This window comes from Litorilituus sediminis (assembly GCF_004295665.1).
Lineage (GTDB): Bacteria > Pseudomonadota > Gammaproteobacteria > Enterobacterales > Alteromonadaceae > Colwellia > Colwellia sediminis.
Genome location: NZ_CP034759.1, coordinates 2,807,481 through 2,827,546 on the forward strand (window position 1 = coordinate 2,807,481; position 20,066 = coordinate 2,827,546).

Genomic DNA, 20,066 nt, shown 5'->3' on the forward strand with positions numbered 1-20,066 from the left:
CTTAAGAGTTAAGCGTTTAAGCTTGATTAGAATAGGTATTTAATACCTAAATTTACCGAAGTACCTAAACCTTTCACATTGTAGCCAGAGTAGGTATAAGCTTGAGATTTTGCTGGGTAGTAATCTTGGTTAAACAAGTTTTCAATCCCGATAAAAGCATCCCAGTTTTGTGCAAAGTTGTAATGACCGCTAACATTGACAACGTGATAGCTATCAATCGGTCCTTTATCACCAACGTATTCACCATCTACTTTATCGAAACGCTTACGATCGCCAACATACAAGTAAGTTAAACTTAAGTTTGCTTCGTCAACGGGTGACCAATTGACATTAATGGTACCTTTAGGTGCGCTGATTTGCTTTGCACCTAGGTAAACATCATTAGCTGTGTCTTTACCTTCAACCCAAGCATAAGTTGCTGTGACATCAAGGTCATTGCTAAACGTGTATTGTGCTAGCGCTTCATAACCATAGATTTCTTGCGGTGCTCTTACAGGCATATAAACACCTGTGGCTGGATCATATTTGTTGGTAGTACCTAGCTCTGATGTGCTTCTATAAGCAGAGAACTCCATACGGAATTTATCTAACACAGAGGTAAAACCAACTTCATAGTTATCAATAATAGACGCTTCGGTGTGAATATCAGCAATATCATTTACTGTTGCCGTACGTAGTAGTCGACCTATATCTGAAATATCTGAGCCTTGCGAGTAATTAGCAAATGGCTGGAAGTATGCTTGCCAATTGTAACGAATACCAAAGTTGTAGGTAGTAGCACTGTATTCTAGGGTATCACCAACCACATCTACAGGCACAGAGCAGGTATCTGGTGTTCTGCACAGTTTTAATGTGCTGTAGTCATTGACCACTAAGTCGATGTTTTCACGGCGCACACCGGCTTTAATAATAAAGTCATCCTCAAAGACCCACTTAGTTTGTAAGAAGCCGGCAAGGTTTTCCATATCCATTTCAGGCACCCACATGCGGCCATCAACCAGCGGTTGTGAGGTTTTATCGTTTAAGGCATCAATACCGTAAATAAAAGTAGCTTCGAGATTATCCCACTCTACTTGGCTATTTAAGGTGGCACGTAAGCCTTTTTTATCTGACTTAATTAATGATTGCCCGCCAGTGTAGCCTTCGTCTAAGTTGGCTAGTACATAAGAGAAAAAGAAAATATTTTCAATTTCTTGCGCATAGGCATCAACCACTAATTGCGTGTTGGTAAAAATTTCTTCATCAGTATATTTAAGCATAATATTCTGATTATTCGGCCCTTGAGGCTCGCCCGGAGCATCAGTGCCTTCTGGCGCTCTAATGGCGTAGGTTTTTACACCAGTATTGACGCTACCAACAACATCCATTAAGTCACTGTCTTGCTCTGATTCATAATGGTTGAATACTAGCTGCATGGAAATATCGTCGGTAAATTGATAGCCCAATTTTGCAAAGTAGTTTTGCATAACGGCATCAGAAAGCCCGTATTTAAGGCCAATTACATCACCATCAGCATCTTTTTGTAAGCCATACTCTTCGTAACTAGCGCTGGCAACATAGCTAAAGTTATCAATTTGACCATTCATCATGCCTTCAATTCGTTGTCCGGCACTGTCTTCAAACTCTACCGCACTAAAACGGCTTGATAGGCTTACTTCGCCAGTTATTGCGCTATCACCATTTGGCCTTTTAGTGATGTAGTTAATAATACCGCCTGCTGCGCCATTACCGTACACTGAGGTTGCACCTTTGATGACCTCAATACGTTCAATTGAATTGGCATCTATGGTTCTAATGCCTAGGGCACCATTTCTTAGCGGTGTTGATTGCGGTACGCCATCTATCATTACTAGCGGTGAGCGACCACGTAAGGTTTGGCTTGAGTTACTTGATGTACCTGTGCTTGGTGCCATACCAGGAACTAATGTAGCTAGCATGGTTTGTAGCTCTGATGACACTTTTAACTGAGCTTCAATTTGCTGACGGGTGATTATGGTGATAGTGGCCGGTACTTCATCAATACTTTCTACAATTCGACTGCCCGTCACTACTATGCGTTCAACATCGGTTTCATCAGGGGCGTCGGTTTGCGAGTAACTTTGTGCATAGCTGGTCGAGGTTAATAATAACGGGATAAGCAGCGCTAATTTAGACTTGTTCATTGTGGTTCGCTTAATAATCAAAGGTAAGTTAAAAAAACGATGCGGATCTTAATGCAAATTATTACTGTTTGCAACAGCATGTAATATAATATTATTAGTTTAGTAATTGTTTGTTATGTAAAGTTTTTATAGTTTGAGAATTAGCACTGCTAATTATTGCTGTCAGCAATCAGTAGCCAGAAATGAAGGCAATAAAAAAGCCGATAACATTATCTATGTACTAGATGGATATCGGCCTGTTAGCTATGGGGAAGCTAGAATTTTCAAAATTATTACAATAAGTGTTCGCTTAAGAACAAAATCATTGTAGAGCAACAACTCTAGCTTTGTAAAGTCTTTTTAAAGTACTTACTCTATTTTGGTTGATCTGGATCAATTGGTGATGGGGTTGTTATATGTGGAGCGTTACAAATTATCAGAAATGTGCCATGCGACGAGAAAGTTTAAAGTTCTAAATTGTGAATCCGATTAATGTAATAAACCAACTCATACATAAATGTTTCACTAAAATCTTCTATGAAGTCAGAATAAAATATCTGATCTAGAATAAGTAATAGAGTGATTTTCTAGCACTTTTTTTGCCTCTGCTTTTACCTTATAGAAATAAGCCCCAGCACTTAAAGCTGAAGCTAGCAGAACCCCGAGTAATGCTATTAAAGCCGTAATAACTTTTACATCAATTCCAAATATCATTATTGACTAAGTTCCTTTTGTTTTACCTTTTTCTTATCTCTTACCCATGTTGCGGAGCCATGAGTTTGCTTCATTTCAAATAAATCAATAGCGGCAAATAAATCACTAAGCTTTTTAAAGCCGTAATTTCGTTGATCAAAAGATGCATGATTTGAAATATGCTTACCAATAGGCCCTAACTGTGCCCATCCATCATCTTCTTCCGATGCTTCTATTGCTTGACGAAGCATATTCATTAGCCTTGTATCACTTTTAATACTTGGCTTACGTTTTTGTATTGTTTTTTCTTCTGCTTCAATATCGTCAAGATAAAGAAACTTTGAACAGCTATTTACGAAAGCTGCTGGCGCTTTTCGTTCTCCAAAGCCAATGACAAACTTGCCATCGGCTAGTGCTCGTGTAACAAGGGGGGTAAAGTCACAATCAGATGAAACTAAACAAATGGTGTCGACATCTTTGGTATATAGGGTATCCATAACATCAATAACCAACGCAATGTCAGTAGCATTTTTGCCTTTGGTTAAATCAAATTGTTGAATGGGCTGGATAGCATATTCGTGTAAAACATCTTCCCAAGGTTTAATACATGGACTTTTCCAGTTTCCATAGGCTTTGCGAATATTAACAACACCATATCGGGCAAGCTCAGAAAGTATGATGTCTATTTTGGCGGCAGGTGCATTATCAGCATCAATAAATAATGCAATCTTTTCCTTATCTTTCACTATGAAATTTCCTTTAAACTCAAACGACCATAATTTTACATTTATCTCATACCTCCATGAAATAGCAATGTTTTTATACTCAATAGAATCATGTTTGTTGTTTAAAATAAGTTCACTAGCCTTAATGGTATAAACTTAAAAGTGTCTCATCATGAAAGATAATTCAGCGCAGCAACTTTCCTGCAGCTTTAAAAAGACTGCACACGATGTTATGCCAGAAGATATTAGATTAGTTACTTTATTTGCTGAAAAAACATAGTGACTCAGAGTTAGCTCGTAAGTATTATTTCGAAAAAATAAAAGCAAAGCGTAATTGGAAGCCACTCTCCGATAAGTTATTGAGTTAGCCTTCCAATATTAATTTTTTCTATCAATTCAGCTGAATATTCTGGCGAATAGCCCTGCTCATACTCCAAGTAGTCTAGTAATGACTTTGCACACTGTTCATTTTCGCAATAAGCGTTAATCTTGGCTCCATGATTTAGTAGGAAAGAGGCATTTTCATGCTTTCCTACCATCATAGAAAGCATAATTGGCGTATATCGATTATTACAAACTTTTGTTGTGGATACGCCTTTATCTATTAGGTATGACAACAGCTCTTTAGATTTAGAAGAGGCCAAGTGTACCAAGTTACAACCGACTGAGGTTGTAGATGAAAGAAGGCTTTTATCTTTTTCAATTAGCGTTTTAACAACGTCTAATTTATCCCATGAAATTGCATCGAATAGCTTTGATTTAGTGGGTAAATCAGAAGCTAAAATATTAGGCGAGAAGTCAATTACATTATCAACTTTTGGAGCCTTAATAGTGAGTTGGTTCCCTTCAATTGAGTATTCGGGTATAAATATTACAGATGCAAGCTCACCGTTATTCGTAATAGGTCTACCATCTAGTGAAAATAATGTCTGGCTACAGGGGTCAATTAAAACATTACCTTCATAATCAGCACTAAGTGCACAACCTCGCATTGGGTTGATGCCGACCAAAACAATAATGGGGTATGAATGAACTAATGTGTCATTCTTGTGTGCTGTAACGGTAGGTTGATACAAGATCGTCGCTTTTCGATTACCGCTAGTTTTTGCAAAGCTTCGGAATGAATTTTTAAGGTTTTCTACAGTTACCTTGTTAGTATTGCGCTGTATTGATTTGATTTGCTCTTTGCTTGGTTTTAACACCATCGTAGGCATACTTAGCCATTCAAAGCGGATGTGTTTACCTATTGGCAAGTTGGCAGCATTGATTTTGATGTCTTCAACTTCAAAGGCTTGACCTCCAAAGCTGACAATCAAAATAAGTAATAGTAATTTCTTCATAATTCCATTTATTCAATAAGCATAAATACTTAAAGTAAAATTACTGCATTTTGGCTTAGCTTTCAATTTACCCAGTAAATAAACGTTTGCCCGTCTAATCGATCCCAAAAACAGCGAATTTCTTTCTCATTGAGATAAAGCATTATTTCAATTGATTAACATTAATGTTGCAAATTGCCCTTAGATTTGTACAGACAAATTTGTTATCTTACATTCGTCTAACCAAGAGAAAAGCACTTTGAATACTAACCTTGCTGTAAAAATACTGCTGATAATATCGATTATTTTACAATCGTTTATTGCCGTATCTGCGAGCATGGAAACTCATCAGTTAGACGTTGAGCATCTGCAAACCATTCATGATCACCAGAGGGATCATGCTCCCCAACTCGAAAATGATAAAGAACACGATATGGATGACTGCCACCATTGTGGTCACTGTAATGGCAATCATAGCAGTTGGATTTTGGTAAAAGCATTTGCAGCTAACCTATCTTTACATCACTCAAATAACTTCAACAAATTGACTTTGTTGCCTCTTGGTATTTCCAACAGGCTTTACAGGCCACCTATCGCTTAACTTTACTCCATACAGTGCGTTTTTACGCTAATACAATTTGGTTTAATAAAAGTTAAGAGTCATATATGAATAATATTTTTCAAATCACAGGCATAGCCTTAGTGATTATTTTTGCTGTGTTTTCGATAAACACAACATCGGCTAGTGATAGCCAACATAACACAAGCCACGATGAACATTTGCATGACGTTGCAAAGCCCATTAAAGCAGTAGGCCATGATCATGCTGATAAAGGCAATAATCCTGAGAAACGTTCAGCAGCACAAGAAGAGCATGAACAAGGCGTTTCTTTAAGTCAGGAAAAAATTAAATTAGCAGGCATTAAAGTTAATGCCGTGTTTGCAAAGAAACACATCAATACGGTTTATGCTCCAGGCGAAGTTAAAGCCAATGGCTATAAGAGTTACCTTGTTTCGCCCCGTACAGACTCTGTGGTTATTAATCGCCATGCCAGCTTAGGTGAACATGTAAAAACTGGGCAAAAGTTGGTTACCTTGTTTAGTGAAACTATGGCGCAAACACAAGCTGACTTTTTGATTGCATCATCTAACTGGCAGCGAGCGAACAAGCTAGGTCGTAATAACATAAGTGAACGCACGCTTGTTGAAGCTGAAAACATTTATAAAGGTGTCTATGGTAAGTTGGTTGCTTTTGGTTTAACTACACAGGCGATTGAAAAGATATCCCAGCAAGATAGCTCTACCTTTGGACAATACGCGCTTGTTGCTGAGCGAGAAGGTGTTGTTTTGCAAGATGACTTTATGCAGGGGCAACGTATTGAGGCAGGTGAAACGATTATGCTGCTTGCTGATGAGACCGATCTTTGGGTAGAAGCCAGTATTCCGGCAAATAAAGAATTAAATTTAGTCTTTGGCAGTCCTGCCCTAATTGATTTAAATGGTGTCAAATACCAAGCCAAGGTCATACAAGAAGCTCACACAATTGACCCCATTACTCGAACCAGAACAGTAAGGCTGTCGGTTACTAACAATGGACATAAACTTCATTCAGGTATGTTTGTGAAGGTCTATTTTCAGTTCGAGTCAAGCAGTGACGTCATCGCTGTACCAGAAGAAGCACTGATAAGGAGTAGCGATGGCGACTGGACAGTGTTTATTGAAGAACAGCCAAATAAATTCAAAGCGATTGAAGTGACAACAGGCCAAGCCTTTAGCGAATATAGACAAGTATTCGGCGTTGAATCTGGTATGAAAGTCGTTACCCGTGGTGCATTTTTTGTCGCCTCTGAGATAGCTAAGGGCGGATTTGATCCGCACAATCATTAAGGAGGCCAGCCATGTTTAATCGAATGATTGATTGGTCTATTCACAACAGGCTGCTGGTATTAATAGCGCTAATAGCCTTGATAGCAAGTGCCATTATAACGCTACCTAAGTTGAATTTAGATGCTTTTCCAGACGTAACTAATGTTCAAGTCGCCGTTAATACCGAGGCGCCAGGTTTAGCTGCTGAAGAAGTAGAGCAACTGATAACCTATCCTATTGAAGCTGTGATGTACGCATTGCCAGATGTAGAACAAGTGCGCTCTATATCAAAAACGGGTTTGTCGGGTGTCACCGTCGTATTTAAAGAGGGAACCGATATATATTTTGCCAGGCAATTAGTGTTTGAACGCTTACAAGCGGCGAAAGAGCTTATACCCGCTGGGGTTGGCACACCTGAGATGGGTCCTAACACTTCAGGTTTAGGGCAAGTATTTCAATATCTGCTGATTTCAGATGATACAAGCAAGTATGACTCAATGGCGCTAAGAAGTTTGAACGACTGGATTATTAAATTACTCATCATGCCTGTAGACGGTGTCACGGACGTATTGTCATTTGGTGGTAATGTTCGTCAATATCAGGTCAATGTCGACCCTTCCAAGCTATTGTCTTATGAGTTAACTCAAGAAGATGTTGTCGCAGCGCTTGCAAGCAACAATGCTAACGTTGGCGGCTGGTATATGAACCGTGGCCAAGAGCAGCTAGTTATTCGAGGAACGGGTTGGTTTGCCAGTGGTGACAAAGGTATTGCCAATATCCAGCAAGTGCCAGTGAAAACACTTAATGGCGTAGTAGTTACCGTGTCTGATGTTGCTAACGTAAAACTTGGTGCTGAGATCAGACAAGGAGCCGTTACTATGACACGCAAGGCGGATAATGGCGCGGTTGAAAACTTAGGTGAAGTGGTATCTGGCATTGTATTAAAGCGCATGGGCTCGAATACCAAAGCGACGATAGACGGTATTAATGCCAGAACTCAGCTTATCAATCAGGCATTACCTGACGGGGTAAGATTTGAGCCTTTTTATGATCAAGCAGATTTAATTGAAAAAGCGGTGGCAACCGTTGTGGAAGCGCTGACTTTAGCTTTTATCTTTATTGCCATAGTACTGGCGCTGTTTTTAATGAATTTAACCGCGACATTTTTAGTGCTTATTTCCATCCCAATTTCTATTGGTATTGCCTTAATGGTGATGGCTTGGTTAGGCGTATCAGCTAACTTAATGTCACTTGGCGGTATCGCTGTGGCTATTGGCATGTTAGTCGATGGCTCTGTTGTTATGGTGGAAAACATGTTTAAGCACCTAAATAAACAGCAAGAGAGCGATAGCGATGAAGTGAGAAATAACGCGAGTAATGAAGTAAGGCAAAAGTTAAAAGTCGCTGGTAAAGAGGTTGCTCGGCCGATCTTTTTTGCTGCTGCCATTATTCTGGTGGTTTTTACGCCTTTGTTCAGTTTTGAGGGCGTAGAAGCAAAATTATTTCAGCCAATGGCTATCAGCATTATGCTGGCTGTGGTGTCAGCTATTGTTGTGGCTTTATTTATTGTTCCTGCACTTGCTACTTTCATGTTTAACAAAGGGATAAAAGCAAGGGAAAGTTTGCTGTTAAAACCTATCGATATTTTGTATCGAAAGTCATTAAAAATCACTTTAAAACACACTAACTTGGTTGTTTTTGTCTCTTTAACACTGGTTGCTTCAGCAGCAGTTGTTTTTCCACAAATTGGTACTGAGTTTGTGCCAGAGTTAGAAGAGGGCACGATTAATCTAAGGGTTACATTGGCGCCTTCCTCTAGCTTAGACACTGCTTTATCGGTCGCGCCTGTGTTGGAAGAAAAGCTAATGGCTTTTCCTGAAGTGACGTACGCCTTGAGTCGAATTGGTCGAGCAGAGATTGGTGGTGACCCTGAGCCTGTGAACAATATTGAAATTTATATTGGTCTTAAGCCTATTTCAGAATGGACGAGCGCATCTAACCGCTATGAGCTACAGAATAAAATGGCGCGCTCATTAGCTGAGTTTCCAGGGCTGCTACTTAATTTCTCACAACCTATTGCGACTCGCGTAGATGAGTTGTTGTCAGGTGTTAAGGCACAACTTGCCATTAAATTATTTGGCTCTGATTTGCAGGTTTTAGCAAATAAAGGTCAAGAAATAGCAACTGTGATCAAATCAATTGAGGGTGCTAAAGATGTTGCCCTTGAACAAATTGCTGGTGAAGCTCAACTGGTTATTGCACCAAATAGGCTTGAGCTTTCGCGATATGGTTTATCGGTTGCTGATGTTATGGCCGTGGTTCAAGACGGAATTGGTGGTGTTGAAGCAGGTCAAATTATCAATGGTAACGAACGTTATGATATTTACGTGCGCCTAGAGAAGGAATTTAGATCGAATCGTGAAGCCATAGCTGATATCAGGCTGCAATCTCCTACAGGAGCTTGGCTGCGAATTGGTGATCTTGCCTCTGTGTCTTTTGAGTCTGGCCCGCCACAGGTTAGACGAGATGATGTCCAGCGTCGAGTTGTTATTCAAGCGAATGTGCAAGGCCGTGATATGGGAAGTGTGGTTGCAGATATTCAGGCAGCGATAGCTGCTGAGGTAAACTTGCCAGCAGGCTATTCAGTAGCAATTGGTGGTCAATTTGAAAGTCAGCAACGGGCACAACAGCGTCTTGCTGTGGTCGTGCCCTTATCCTTGGCCTTGATAGCATTACTGCTTTATTTTGCCTTTGGCTCTGTTGGGCAAGCTATGCTTATCTTACTCAATGTTCCATTAGCCGTTATTGGTGGGGTATTTTCGCTATACCTTTCTGGTCAGTATCTTTCCGTGCCAAGCTCTGTTGGTTTTATTACCTTGTTTGGCGTAGCGGTACTTAATGGTGTTGTTATGGTGGAAAGCATTAATCAAGGTGTCAAAGGTGGCTTAGCAACAACAGAAGCTATATTTGATGGCGCTACTTCTAGATTACGCCCTGTGCTTATGACGGCTATTACTTCCGCACTGGGTTTAATTCCTATGCTGTTATCAAGTGGCGTTGGTTCAGAAATTCAAAGGCCGCTGGCGAGTGTTATTGTTGGCGGGCTAATTACAGCAACCTTGTTAACGCTTTTTGTTCTGCCAAGCCTATATCAATTCTTTTCTACAGAGAAAATAAAAGAGTTAGAATAATATCAAGTCCATTTAGCCTCACTTTACTTTTAAATGAGGCTATTGGTAGAACAAACAACGAGAATTAACCGCATTTTATTTAATATTGTTTTGATTCCATGGCGATACTTTACGCTACCTCTTGAGCCATGGAGACGCAAAAAGCAGGTTAGTAATAATTAATAATAATTCAACCCTGCTCAAAATTACTCTCCATATGATTCATAAAAGATGGATTTTTAAATCATAATTCGCTATATAATGATTTATAACAAACAGGAGTTTAAATTACATGTATCATTGGCAACAAAAAAATTGGCCTCAATTTGAATATGATGTGACACGCTTTGAGGCAAGTGTCAGCGAATATTCGAAAAAAGCCTACAGCATTGAAGGGGCATTATCGCAAATACCGTCAAATGACCATAACGATGCATTTGTCCACTTACTGGTGGAAGAAGCATTAAGCACCAGTGCCATTGAAGGTGAAAAACTTAACCGTGAAGAGGTGCGCTCATCGGTTGCTCGTTTTCTAGGCTTAAAAGAGCCTGAGCGCGGTGGTTATTTCCCTAAAGAAAAAGGCATTGCGGCGATGCTTGTTGATGTGCGCAAGAGCATTAAAAGCGTTATGTCTAAAACCTTACTTTGTCATTGGCACACCTTGCTATTACACGGTAGTGAAGATTATTATGTAAACCCCATTACTAAAGGCGATTATCGAGACTCGCCCATTGATGTAATAAGAGAAGATATATACGGCGACAGTGAAATCATCTACAAAGCACCAGGTAATAATCGCACTGAGGTTGAACATGAAATGGATGCTTTTATACAGTGGTATAACAGCACCAATTGTTCAGGCCCTATAAAAGCAGCAGTTGCTCATTTATGGTTTGTTGCTATTCATCCGTTTCAAGATGGTAATGGCCGTGTTGGTAGAGCCATAGCCGAGCATGCGTTATTTCAAGACTTTTCGAGACCTCCGCTTTTTAGCATGTCGAGCATGATTAATACTAATCGAATCGAGTATTATCAGCAGCTTAGAAATACTAATGCTGGCTTACAAATTAATGAGTGGATAGCATGGTTTGTTGAGCTAGTCAGAGCTTCGCAAGATAAATCGCTTGAGTCCGTTGAATTTGTATTGCAAAAATCAAAGTTTTGGGCTGAATATGGAGAGGTCAAACTCAACCAACGCCAAGAGAAGGTGATGAAAAAAATCTTCACTGTAGGCGCTGATGGCTTTGTGCGTGATGGTTTAACTAATGAAAAATATCGAGCCATTACTGGTGCGCCACCAGCAACCGCAACGAGGGATTTAAAATCATTAGTTGGTAATGGCTTGCTGTACCCGTCAGGTGAAGGTAAGCGTGGTTTACGTTACTTTGTGAATTTCCCGCAAGATAACAACCTGTTTATTGGCAAAGAAGATACTCCATTGCTTGATGATGTTAGCTTAAGCAAAATTTTGAAGAAAATAGAGCGAAATATTGAATATTTTCGTGGTGAAAAAATTCAGACTTAACAAAGCTTGTTGATGAATATAAGGCGCTATCATTAGATGATAAAGTAGCGGAGCAAAAGTTAGAAAAGCTTTTAGGACGAAACGGATAAATATAGTGCTAAGTTACCGATATCTGAGCACACTATTATCTATTGGCTCCTGATGCAGGGGGTGACATCGCTTTAACAGGCTACATGGCTTGAAGCCAAGTTACTTCAAGCCATGCTACAAGGTCATTAACCTAGGCACTACACTTTCGCTCTTAACCTCTCTATCACTTCTGTACTTACCCAATACAGATCTAATATCTCGCCATCTTCAGTACGTCGGCTAAAAAACAGATATTTACCATCGGGTGTTACTGTAGCAAAGGTTTCATCAAAGCTTGAGTTAACTTCCATACCAAGGTTTTTCGGCTCAGACCAAGTGCCGTCTTTCTGTTTAAAGTAAATGTATAAATCGGCATCTTTTCTGGTTTCATCTTCTCTATTTTTCGCATCTACGATTAAATAATCTTGCGAGGGTGAGATAAAAGCGTGAGCGCCAAAGTTAATATCGGCTTTATTAACTTTAGAATATTTACCATTAATTCTTAAAGAGTAGTAAGTACTGAAGCCTTTGGATAAATTGGTATAAAAAAGATCACCATTTTTTGACAGTGTAGAGGTCATCACTTCATCATCATTCACTGGTGAAGCAAGCTTTATTGCTTTACTCCAACCATCCCCCTGACGATTCACATACCAAATTTTAGTGTCGGTAAAGTCAGCATTATAAGCGGTAAAGTATATGCGATTGCCGTCATCACTGACATTGGGCTCCATTTCTCCAGCTTTTTCACCTTGGGTAAAATTCACTTTTTCAAATGCTGTCCATTGGTTATCTTTAACTTTTGAAAAGTAAATATGGGCTGGTACGCCGTATTTTGTTTGAGTAGTAAAATACATTTCCTCTAAGTTAGGAGAAAACGACATACCGTATTCTGATCTACCTGCAATTGAAATAAGGCCTGGGGCAAATATTTCTGGAGTTAAACCAGGTGGCTTTTGGCCAAGATAAGGACCCTTCAATAGAGGAAATGCTTGCTGAGCATAACTATTGCCGCTAATTAAAAGTGATAAAGCGAAGGTCATTGAGGAAAATAGCGCTTTTTTCATTGCTTATTCCTTATGAGCAGCAAGTGTAGGTTGAGCTTTAGATTTAGCCTTAAGAGTTGCAATAATGCTAGCATCCACCCAATAAATATCGGTATTACCCTTATCATCAATTTCTCTGTTAAACAGTATGTATTTACCATCAGGCGTTACGCTGGCGAAATAATCTGCTTTATTAGTATTAACCGCTTTACCCATGTTAATAGCCTGGCCCCATGAGCCATCATCACCTTTAAATCGAATGTAGAGATCTGTATCGCCATAACCGCCTGGTCGTTCGCTATCCCAAATAAGATAGCTTTCATCAGGGGCAATAAAAGGGTGTGCCGTCCATTTACCGGTATTAACTACTTCATCCATCAGCTCTGGTGCGTGGCGTTTACCATTGTTAAGTCTTGATATGCGGATGACATCATTACTTTTATAATCATCAAACACATAAGTACCTTGAGCAGACGTTGATAGGCGCATAATGCCCCAGTCTTTACGAGCAAACATGCTGCCAAGGCTTTTACGCTCTGACCAACCAGATGCCGTTCTGTCTCTATAGCCTTCTGCCATAAACATTCGAGTGCCATCACTGGAGAAGCCAATTTCGCCAATACGTGGAAATTCGACAAATTTAGTCCAAATGTTATTTTCTTGTTTAAAGCCGATAACTGTTCGGCGTTTGTAGTTATCATCCATTCTGGTGAAGTAAAACTCTTTCATACCGGGAGCAAACACGCCTTCACCATCCCAGCGTGCCTGAGAAATAATGCCAGGCGCGAAAGGCTCAGCTACTTTACCTGGTGTTTTTTGACCAAAATAAGAACCTTTGACAACAGGGAAGCCAGCATGAGCATAACTATTGCCAGTAAATAATAGTGTTAACGTGATTACTAGTTTTGCAGTGATAGTTTTTTTCATGAGTTACTCCCTATGTGAGGCTAGCGTCTTGTTATGTTTGCTTTGCGATTTAACTCTCAAGTTTTCGATTATCTGAGCGTCTACCCAGTGCATACCCGCATTTTGATCGTTAACGTATCGATTAAAGAAAAGGTATTTACCATCAGGTGTTACTATTGCGCCGTTTTCTGATGCTTCGGTGTTTATTTCATTACCTAAGTTAATAGCTGCACCCCAAGAGCCATCATCTTGACGAAATGAGATAAATAAATCAGCACGGCCATAGCCTTTATCGTCTTGCTCATCCCAAATCAAATATGACTCATCAGGTGCGATAAAGGGGTGTGCGTTCCATTCGCCAAAGTCAATTTCAACCGCTTTAGGTTGTTCACGTTTGCCATTGACTATGCGCGCATAACTAATAGGGCCAGATTGACTTGCCTCATCAAAGTAGTATGTGCCGTGAGCAGATAGATGACATTAAACGCATAATGCGAATAGCATCATAAGGCGCGGCTAGGCTTTTAATTTCTGACCAGCCAGTAGCGGTGCGCTGCATATAGTGTTTGCCTAAATGCATGATTTTGCCATCAGGAGATAAAATTGGTCGTCCTACTCTTGCGCCAACAACAGACTCTTGCCATGCTCCGTTTTCAAGCTTATAGCTGATAAGTGTCCATTTACCATCGGTGTTATTTCTGCGGGTAAAGTAAAACTCCGTCATATCGGGTGAAAAAAAGCCGCTATGATCGCGCTGCTCTGGGGTGCGATCTCGAGGAGCGAATACTTTAGGTGTTAAACCCGGCGGCGTTTGACCAACATAAGGGCCTGTTAGTATTGGTAGCGTTTCTTTAGCATAACTGTGACTTGTTATAGTAAGCAGTAGCGTTATTACGGCGATAGCTGATTTCATCTTTATTCCTATTGGGTTATTCTTCAATTAGCCTTGTTTTTAGGCTCACTTTAATCAATAGAAAGTAAAAAGCTTGACGTTATGCTGACTTTTAGCTGAATTCTAGCTGGTGATTTAAAAGCCTAACATTATCAGCTTGTTACAAAGTTAACTTTGGCTGCGTCAGCAGCTTGTGCTAAGGTTTTTCAGGTTATTTAGCCTGCTTTTTAGCAGTATTTATTAGGCAATACAGAGGTTTTATGTCAGAGCAATATTGGATTGGTGGTTTTTTTATTGATTTATCCCGAAATCAAATTAGCCAAAATCAGCAATCGCAAACATTGGCGCCAAAAGCTTTGGCGGTACTGACTTATTTGGCAGAAAATCAAGGCCGTGTGGTTAGCTACGATGAATTGCTCGACAAGGTTTGGCCTGATACCGTTGTTTCGCCTAATACTTTGCAACGTAGTGTTGCCCAATTAAGAAAGGCGCTCGGTGATGATGGCAAAGGGCAGGTTTATATTCAGACCCATGCCAAGCAAGGTTATAGCCTAGAGTGCGATGTCCTCTGGCAAAATAAGCGTGAAGTTGTCGCAGCAGAAGAGACTGAAAGTCATCAACAAGCAGCTGAGCAAATAGCCCATATAGATGAAACTAACAGCGAAAATAGCGACAATACTCCTGCTGTTGATGGAAAAACTAGTCATAAGTTTTGGCTATCAAAGCCCACCTTATTTAGCCTTGTTGGCCTTATCATAATTCTCGCTATTATGGCCGTGAATTATGCGCCTTCAACACCGAAATTTAGTTTACCCGTTGAACAAATTCGCGCCCTTACCGCTACGGATAATAAAGAATTTGCTGCTATTTACTCGCCTGATGGTGAATATATTGTCTTTTCGCGCTATTCAGAAAAACTCTGTATTGAAAGTAATATTTGGGCAAAAAATATTAAGACTCAAAAAGAAACGCAACTGACCCCGAAAATGGGCGTTTATGGTCGCCATAGCTTTTCTCCAGATGGCAAAAAGCTGACATTCATTGAATCAGAAAGCTGTATTAAACCTATTGAGCAAAAGACTTGCTATAACCTGATGACTTTAGATTTTGAAGCAGCGTTAAAATCGCCACAAGCACCACAGTCTTTGATGGCATGTAAAAATTCAAGAATTAAGCGACCCACTTGGTTAAACAATAATAATATTCTTGTGATGCAACAAGCGGCGAATCGCTGGCAACTGGTTAATTACTCAATCGCAGATAATCAAAGTCATGTTATTTATGCGCGCACAGACGGTAACTTTATTGATTATGACTATTCTGTTCAAGATAACCTGATTGCTTTAACTAGTATTCATGCTGATGGTTTAAATTATATTGAAAAGCTAACCCCAGAAGGTCAGCTGCTTTCTAGTGAACTAATTGAATATCCTGATGAAATAGCTCGAGGTAGACTGCTTTTTCCTAACTTTACACCGCTAAGTAATTTGCTGGTGTTTAGTACAGGTAGACAATTATTTACCCTGTCTTTTGATGGTAAGGTCAATAAAATTCATTTGCCGTTAGATGAGCCAATGGGCTCGCCAACTTTTCATCCAGATGGTAAGCGCATGCTAGTTATCAAAGGGCGTTGGGATAGTGATATTGCGGTCTTGCCAATAGCAAAGCTGGCGAAATCAGCACAGCCAATAGTGGTTACTGAATCAGGCTATCAAATAAAAGCACGTTCAACTTTGGCTGAAGAACAAGCAAGATTTCAACCTAACGGTGAACTTATCGCGTTTAGATCTGATCGCTCAGGAGAAGATCAAATTTGGCTAGCTGAGGGTGAAAATTTAAGGCAGCTGACTAACTTGCCCATGGACACTTATATTCGTGGCTTAGACTGGGCTGCTGATGGTCAGAGTATATTGGTCAATGCAATTAATGTGCTTGTGCAAGTAAACTTAGATGGCAGCACTAAGGTTTTTCCGTTTGCGCATCAAATTATTGAGCTATTTCAATGGCAAAGTGATGAAAATACCGCATTAGTTCAGGCGCGAATTAATGGCGTATTAACCTTAGCGGAAGTTAATTTGAATAGCCTTGACTATAAGCTGCTTACCGATAAGCAAGTAAAGCGAGCGGCTAAAACTGCTGATGGCCGATTAATATATACCGATCAAATGGATAGGTTTTGGCAGCCTGGCGCAATTGAAGCACAATTGATTGAGCCATTAATTAACCAAGGCAGCGACCGTGGCTTTATTATTAAAGATAATGTTATTTATGGCATAAACGATGAACGGCAATTATGGTCGTATGATTTAAACCAAGACACATTGACTAGCTTAGCGACGCTGCCGGAAAAAATTGATTCTATTAGCGATGTTAATCAACAACAGCTGCTGCTCAATGTTCGCGTTACTGCCAAAAAAGAAGTGGCAGAGCTTATTTTATCGGATTAATTGAGTTAGGTTGCAGCCATAGCTACAACCTAATTGATAAAGTGATTTTGATATTATTAAGCGCTCATCGAGTTAATCACCAAACTGCACGCGGATACCGGCATTGACGGTAAAACCATCGTTTCTTGACCAGATATCGGTTGTCCAGCGACCACTTGCTGCTTGCTCAGGTAAAAGCAAAGACTCTTCTTTGGTTTGTCTGACATTAAGTAAGTTTTCAGCATTTAAGAAGTAACTGATTCGGCCAAAGGTTATCTGCCCCAATAAGCCTAAATGCCAATAGGCCTTACTTTTATCTCGATACGGATTATCTTCAAGACGTTGTGTACCAGTATAATAAGCTTCAAAGCCTAATAAGTGACTGCCGTGCTCTTCCCACATCACAACAAGACCTGCTGAATGCTCAGGTGTTAGCGCAATGGGTACACGATTTAAGCCATTATCACTTTCCTTAGTGGCATCGGTATAAAGGTAACTGCCGGTAAATTTAATATCGTGCCAGCGATAACGCATTAATAATTCAGCGCCGCGAATTTCACTCATGCCACTGGCATTGACGATGCGCACTTGTTTATCTGTTGAGTTATCCAAAGGGTTAATCTCTTCTAGCTCAGTAACATTATCTATATCTGAGGCAAATAAGGTCATGCTGGTTTCAACACTACCTTGAATATAACTGATATCTAGTGAAGCGGTTGATGCTTGCTCCTCTTTCAGATCTTCTAATGGTGCCAGTCGCGATAGGCCTGTTTCATCTAAATCCTCAATAAAAGGGGTTGGCGCAAAATAGCCTTGACCGTATGCGCCTCGAATAATCCAGTTTTCTGGGCTGTAGAGTAATGAAATTCTAGGGCTTACTTGTGTGCCATATTCACTGTGCCAGTCGGAGCGAGCACTAAACGACATAGACACTTGCTCACTGGCGTCATAGTCAACTTGAGTAAATAAGCCGGGCACTTGGTAATGGTAATTAAACTCGGCGTAACTATCTGAAGTATATTGATCTTTTTGAAATGCTGCCCCTACCAGCCAAGCAATGTCATCAGTATAACCAGATAGGCTTGACTCAATCAGGTAGCTTTCGTGGTTATCATCTTCAAGTATTGCGCCATAGACATGCTGGTGATCTTGATTCATGGCCGAGCCGCGAATATTGATATTCATTTCTTCGCCTAGTGGCTGATCATAAATAAAGCCGACATCGGTGCGCAATGTTTCCTGATTAAGCGGGTATTGGCTACCATCAGGTAAAGTAGCATCAGCTAAAGTGCCACTTTCTCGCTGCTCTGTCATCACACCTAAGGTCATATAAAGGTTAGCACCACTATCGCCTTGCCAATAAAAACGTGGACGTACACTGGCACGCTCATAACCTGCCATATCAAGCCAACCATCGTCATCCAAATCTTGCTGTTCTTGATGATGTAGCCCAGCAGTGATTGAGGCACTTAATGAGTCAGCTACTGGCGCAGCAAAGTATGAAGTAACATCTTGACCATTTTTTGACGTTGCGTTGACTAACACTTCGCCTTCATATTCATCTGAGGGTGTCCGAGAAATTAGATTGATAACCCCGCCTAGCGCTGAGCCACCATAAAGTGATGATGCCGAGCCTTTAATAATTTCAACATTAGCCAAATCAGTTGGTGGAATTTGCAATAAACCAATAGATGCAGTTTGACCGCCATATAAAGGCAAGCCGTCACTGAGAAGCTGGGTGTAACGACCATATAAACCTTGTAAGCGAATATTAGCGTTACCTAACGCTGGTGATGTGTTTTGTACGCGCACGCCGCCTGTTTCTGCAACCAGCATGGAAATATTACCCGGTCGCATTAAGGCTTTTTCTTGGATTTCTTCGCCGTTAATGATTTCGGTGCGTGTCGCTGATTCAGTGACAATTCGCCCTAAACGAGAAGCTCTCACTTGAATCTTTTCAATGTTTTCTTTGTCTTGATGACCGTGCTCGTCATGGTGATCATGGTCATTTTCACTTGCCTGTGCAAGTGCTGGCATTAGCAAAATTGCTAACGCAGAATTTATCGCGTGTTTACGCATTGTTAACCTCAAAAATGTTTGAGAAAAGTACAGCACCTTAGTACTGAGTTTTTGTTAATGGGATCATTGTGCGCTTTTGGGCGCACTTAGCTTTTATGAGTTAACAATGGGAGGGCGAAATAAGGAGCTGACAATGAATTTAGCTTGCTCAACATCTTGCAGATAGGAGTTTTCTTGCCAAGCCATTACCGCAGCGCCGCCAATGGTATTACTTAAATAAGCAAAAGAAATACAGCCATTGGCAAGACATAAACAATCGAGTGTGCAGCAGTCAATATCACAGCAATCATCTTCGCTTTCAGCTGATAAGGTGTTTTGCGCAGCTAGCGTATCGATACTTGCAGAAGGTATCTCACTGATCAGACTAAACGGCTGCTCAGTTAATAAAGACTGACAAGGTAAAGCACTACTACTCGCCCATGCTTGAGCAAAAAACGCTGCGAGCATAGTGATAATAACGAGAATATTGGTAAGCGCTTTAAACATAATGGTCTCTAAAGGGAATACGCCGCTATTTTAAAAGGCTTTTAAGCGAAAGTGCAATATATTGTTTTTACCTTTAGTTATGCTCTTGCGGCAACTGTTAAGCCAGTACCTGCCATGACTAGGCCTGCGCATTTTTGCATAATACCTGACTTACTCGACGAACAAACGTACTGGCTGGCCTTTGCTGTGGTGTAGGCTAAAGTGATATTAACACTACCAAATGCTAAGGTTGCGCATATCATAATTCCCAGAGTATCGATTAACGTTATGCTGTTGATATCAACAAAGGCAGGGAATAATGCGACATAAAATATAATGGCTTTTGGGTTACTTAAAGTAAGTAAAAAACCTGCCAAAATAGCAGTGTGTTTACTTTTCTCTGGTGCTTGTTCCGTTGTATTTGTTGCTTTAGCCAGTATTAGCGATAGTCCTATCCATAGTAGGTAAGCGGCACACAAATACTTAATTAATACAAAAGCTTCACCTAACAGCTCTGCCACATAAGATAAGCCAGATAGTGCCAGTATAATAAAAACATAGTCAGCTAGAAGTAAGCCAGATGTCATGTATATGCCACGTTTAAAGCCTTCAGTAGCTGAGGCAGAAGCAATAGCCAAAAACGCAGGGCCAGGCACAATAGCAACAACAAACATGGTGATAAATAGCGCGATATAATGTTCAAATGTCATTAACTTCTCCGATATAGCTAGGTTTGTCGTATAT

At 40.3% G+C, this 20,066-nt stretch carries 16 protein-coding genes; 5 read left to right on the plus strand and 11 right to left on the minus strand.

The genetic code is table 11. The features are described 5' to 3' along the window. Positions 1–26: 26 nt before the first annotated feature. From EMK97_RS12485 to EMK97_RS12495, 4 genes are all read right to left on the minus strand, one after another. Positions 27–2,162 (minus strand): TonB-dependent receptor, encoded by a 2,136-nt coding sequence (locus EMK97_RS12485; RefSeq protein ID WP_130602662.1) that lies wholly within the window; start codon positions 2,160–2,162, stop codon positions 27–29. 522 nt (positions 2,163–2,684) lie between these two features. Next, the gene (locus tag EMK97_RS19055; protein ID WP_170176758.1) at positions 2,685–2,855 is read right to left on the minus strand and encodes a hypothetical protein; all 171 of its coding nucleotides are present in this window, start codon (positions 2,853–2,855) and stop codon (positions 2,685–2,687) included. Further along, the gene (locus EMK97_RS12490; protein ID WP_130602664.1) at positions 2,855–3,580 is read right to left on the minus strand and encodes an NYN domain-containing protein; all 726 of its coding nucleotides are present in this window, start codon (positions 3,578–3,580) and stop codon (positions 2,855–2,857) included. The genes EMK97_RS19055 and EMK97_RS12490 overlap by 1 nt, the downstream gene beginning before the upstream one ends. Before the next feature lie 335 nt (positions 3,581–3,915). Then, on the minus strand, positions 3,916–4,899 hold the full coding sequence (locus EMK97_RS12495; RefSeq protein ID WP_130602666.1) for an ankyrin repeat domain-containing protein: 984 nt from the start codon (positions 4,897–4,899) through the stop codon (positions 3,916–3,918). 238 nt (positions 4,900–5,137) lie between these two features. Here EMK97_RS12495 and EMK97_RS12500 point away from each other — a divergent pair, with 238 nt between their 5' ends. From EMK97_RS12500 to EMK97_RS12515, 4 genes are all read left to right on the plus strand, one after another. Further along, positions 5,138–5,479, plus strand: coding sequence for a hypothetical protein (locus EMK97_RS12500; protein WP_130602668.1), 342 nt, complete (start codon positions 5,138–5,140; stop codon positions 5,477–5,479). 65 nt (positions 5,480–5,544) lie between these two features. Next, on the plus strand, positions 5,545–6,765 hold the full coding sequence (locus EMK97_RS12505; RefSeq protein ID WP_130602670.1) for an efflux RND transporter periplasmic adaptor subunit: 1,221 nt from the start codon (positions 5,545–5,547) through the stop codon (positions 6,763–6,765). A gap of 11 nt (positions 6,766–6,776) precedes the next feature. Beyond that, positions 6,777–9,935 carry an efflux RND transporter permease subunit gene (locus EMK97_RS12510; RefSeq protein ID WP_130602672.1) on the plus strand — a complete coding sequence of 1,053 codons (3,159 nt, stop codon included), beginning with the start codon at positions 6,777–6,779 and terminating at the stop codon, positions 9,933–9,935. A gap of 271 nt (positions 9,936–10,206) precedes the next feature. Next, on the plus strand, positions 10,207–11,439 hold the full coding sequence (locus EMK97_RS12515; RefSeq protein WP_246028780.1) for a Fic family protein: 1,233 nt from the start codon (positions 10,207–10,209) through the stop codon (positions 11,437–11,439). Positions 11,440–11,666: 227 nt separating this feature from the next. On the opposite strand, the gene EMK97_RS12520 is transcribed toward EMK97_RS12515, so the two are convergent. From EMK97_RS12520 to EMK97_RS19220, 4 genes are all read right to left on the minus strand, one after another. Next, positions 11,667–12,575: a PD40 domain-containing protein gene (locus EMK97_RS12520; protein WP_130602674.1), complete on the minus strand. Its 909-nt coding sequence runs from the start codon at positions 12,573–12,575 to the stop codon at positions 11,667–11,669. 3 nt (positions 12,576–12,578) lie between these two features. After that, positions 12,579–13,481: a TolB family protein gene (locus tag EMK97_RS12525; RefSeq protein WP_130602676.1), complete on the minus strand. Its 903-nt coding sequence runs from the start codon at positions 13,479–13,481 to the stop codon at positions 12,579–12,581. Between the two features lie 3 nt (positions 13,482–13,484). Then, on the minus strand, positions 13,485–13,775 hold the full coding sequence (locus EMK97_RS19215) for a hypothetical protein (protein ID WP_246028781.1): 291 nt from the start codon (positions 13,773–13,775) through the stop codon (positions 13,485–13,487). Between the two features lie 130 nt (positions 13,776–13,905). Next, on the minus strand, positions 13,906–14,373 hold the full coding sequence (locus EMK97_RS19220; RefSeq protein ID WP_246028782.1) for a hypothetical protein: 468 nt from the start codon (positions 14,371–14,373) through the stop codon (positions 13,906–13,908). Positions 14,374–14,612: 239 nt separating this feature from the next. Here EMK97_RS19220 and EMK97_RS12535 point away from each other — a divergent pair, with 239 nt between their 5' ends. After that, complete coding sequence (locus tag EMK97_RS12535; protein WP_130602678.1) at positions 14,613–16,799, plus strand: winged helix-turn-helix domain-containing protein; 2,187 nt, start codon at positions 14,613–14,615, stop codon at positions 16,797–16,799. A gap of 72 nt (positions 16,800–16,871) precedes the next feature. On the opposite strand, the gene EMK97_RS12540 is transcribed toward EMK97_RS12535, so the two are convergent. The 3 genes from EMK97_RS12540 to EMK97_RS12550 form a co-directional block, all read right to left on the minus strand. After that, entirely contained in the window at positions 16,872–18,857 is a 1,986-nt protein-coding gene (locus EMK97_RS12540) for a TonB-dependent receptor plug domain-containing protein (RefSeq protein ID WP_130602680.1), read from the minus strand. Between the two features lie 93 nt (positions 18,858–18,950). Next, the gene (locus EMK97_RS12545; RefSeq protein ID WP_130602682.1) at positions 18,951–19,343 is read right to left on the minus strand and encodes a hypothetical protein; all 393 of its coding nucleotides are present in this window, start codon (positions 19,341–19,343) and stop codon (positions 18,951–18,953) included. A gap of 77 nt (positions 19,344–19,420) precedes the next feature. Beyond that, on the minus strand, positions 19,421–20,032 hold the full coding sequence (locus tag EMK97_RS12550) for a LysE family translocator (RefSeq protein ID WP_130602684.1): 612 nt from the start codon (positions 20,030–20,032) through the stop codon (positions 19,421–19,423). Positions 20,033–20,066 lie beyond the last annotated feature (34 nt).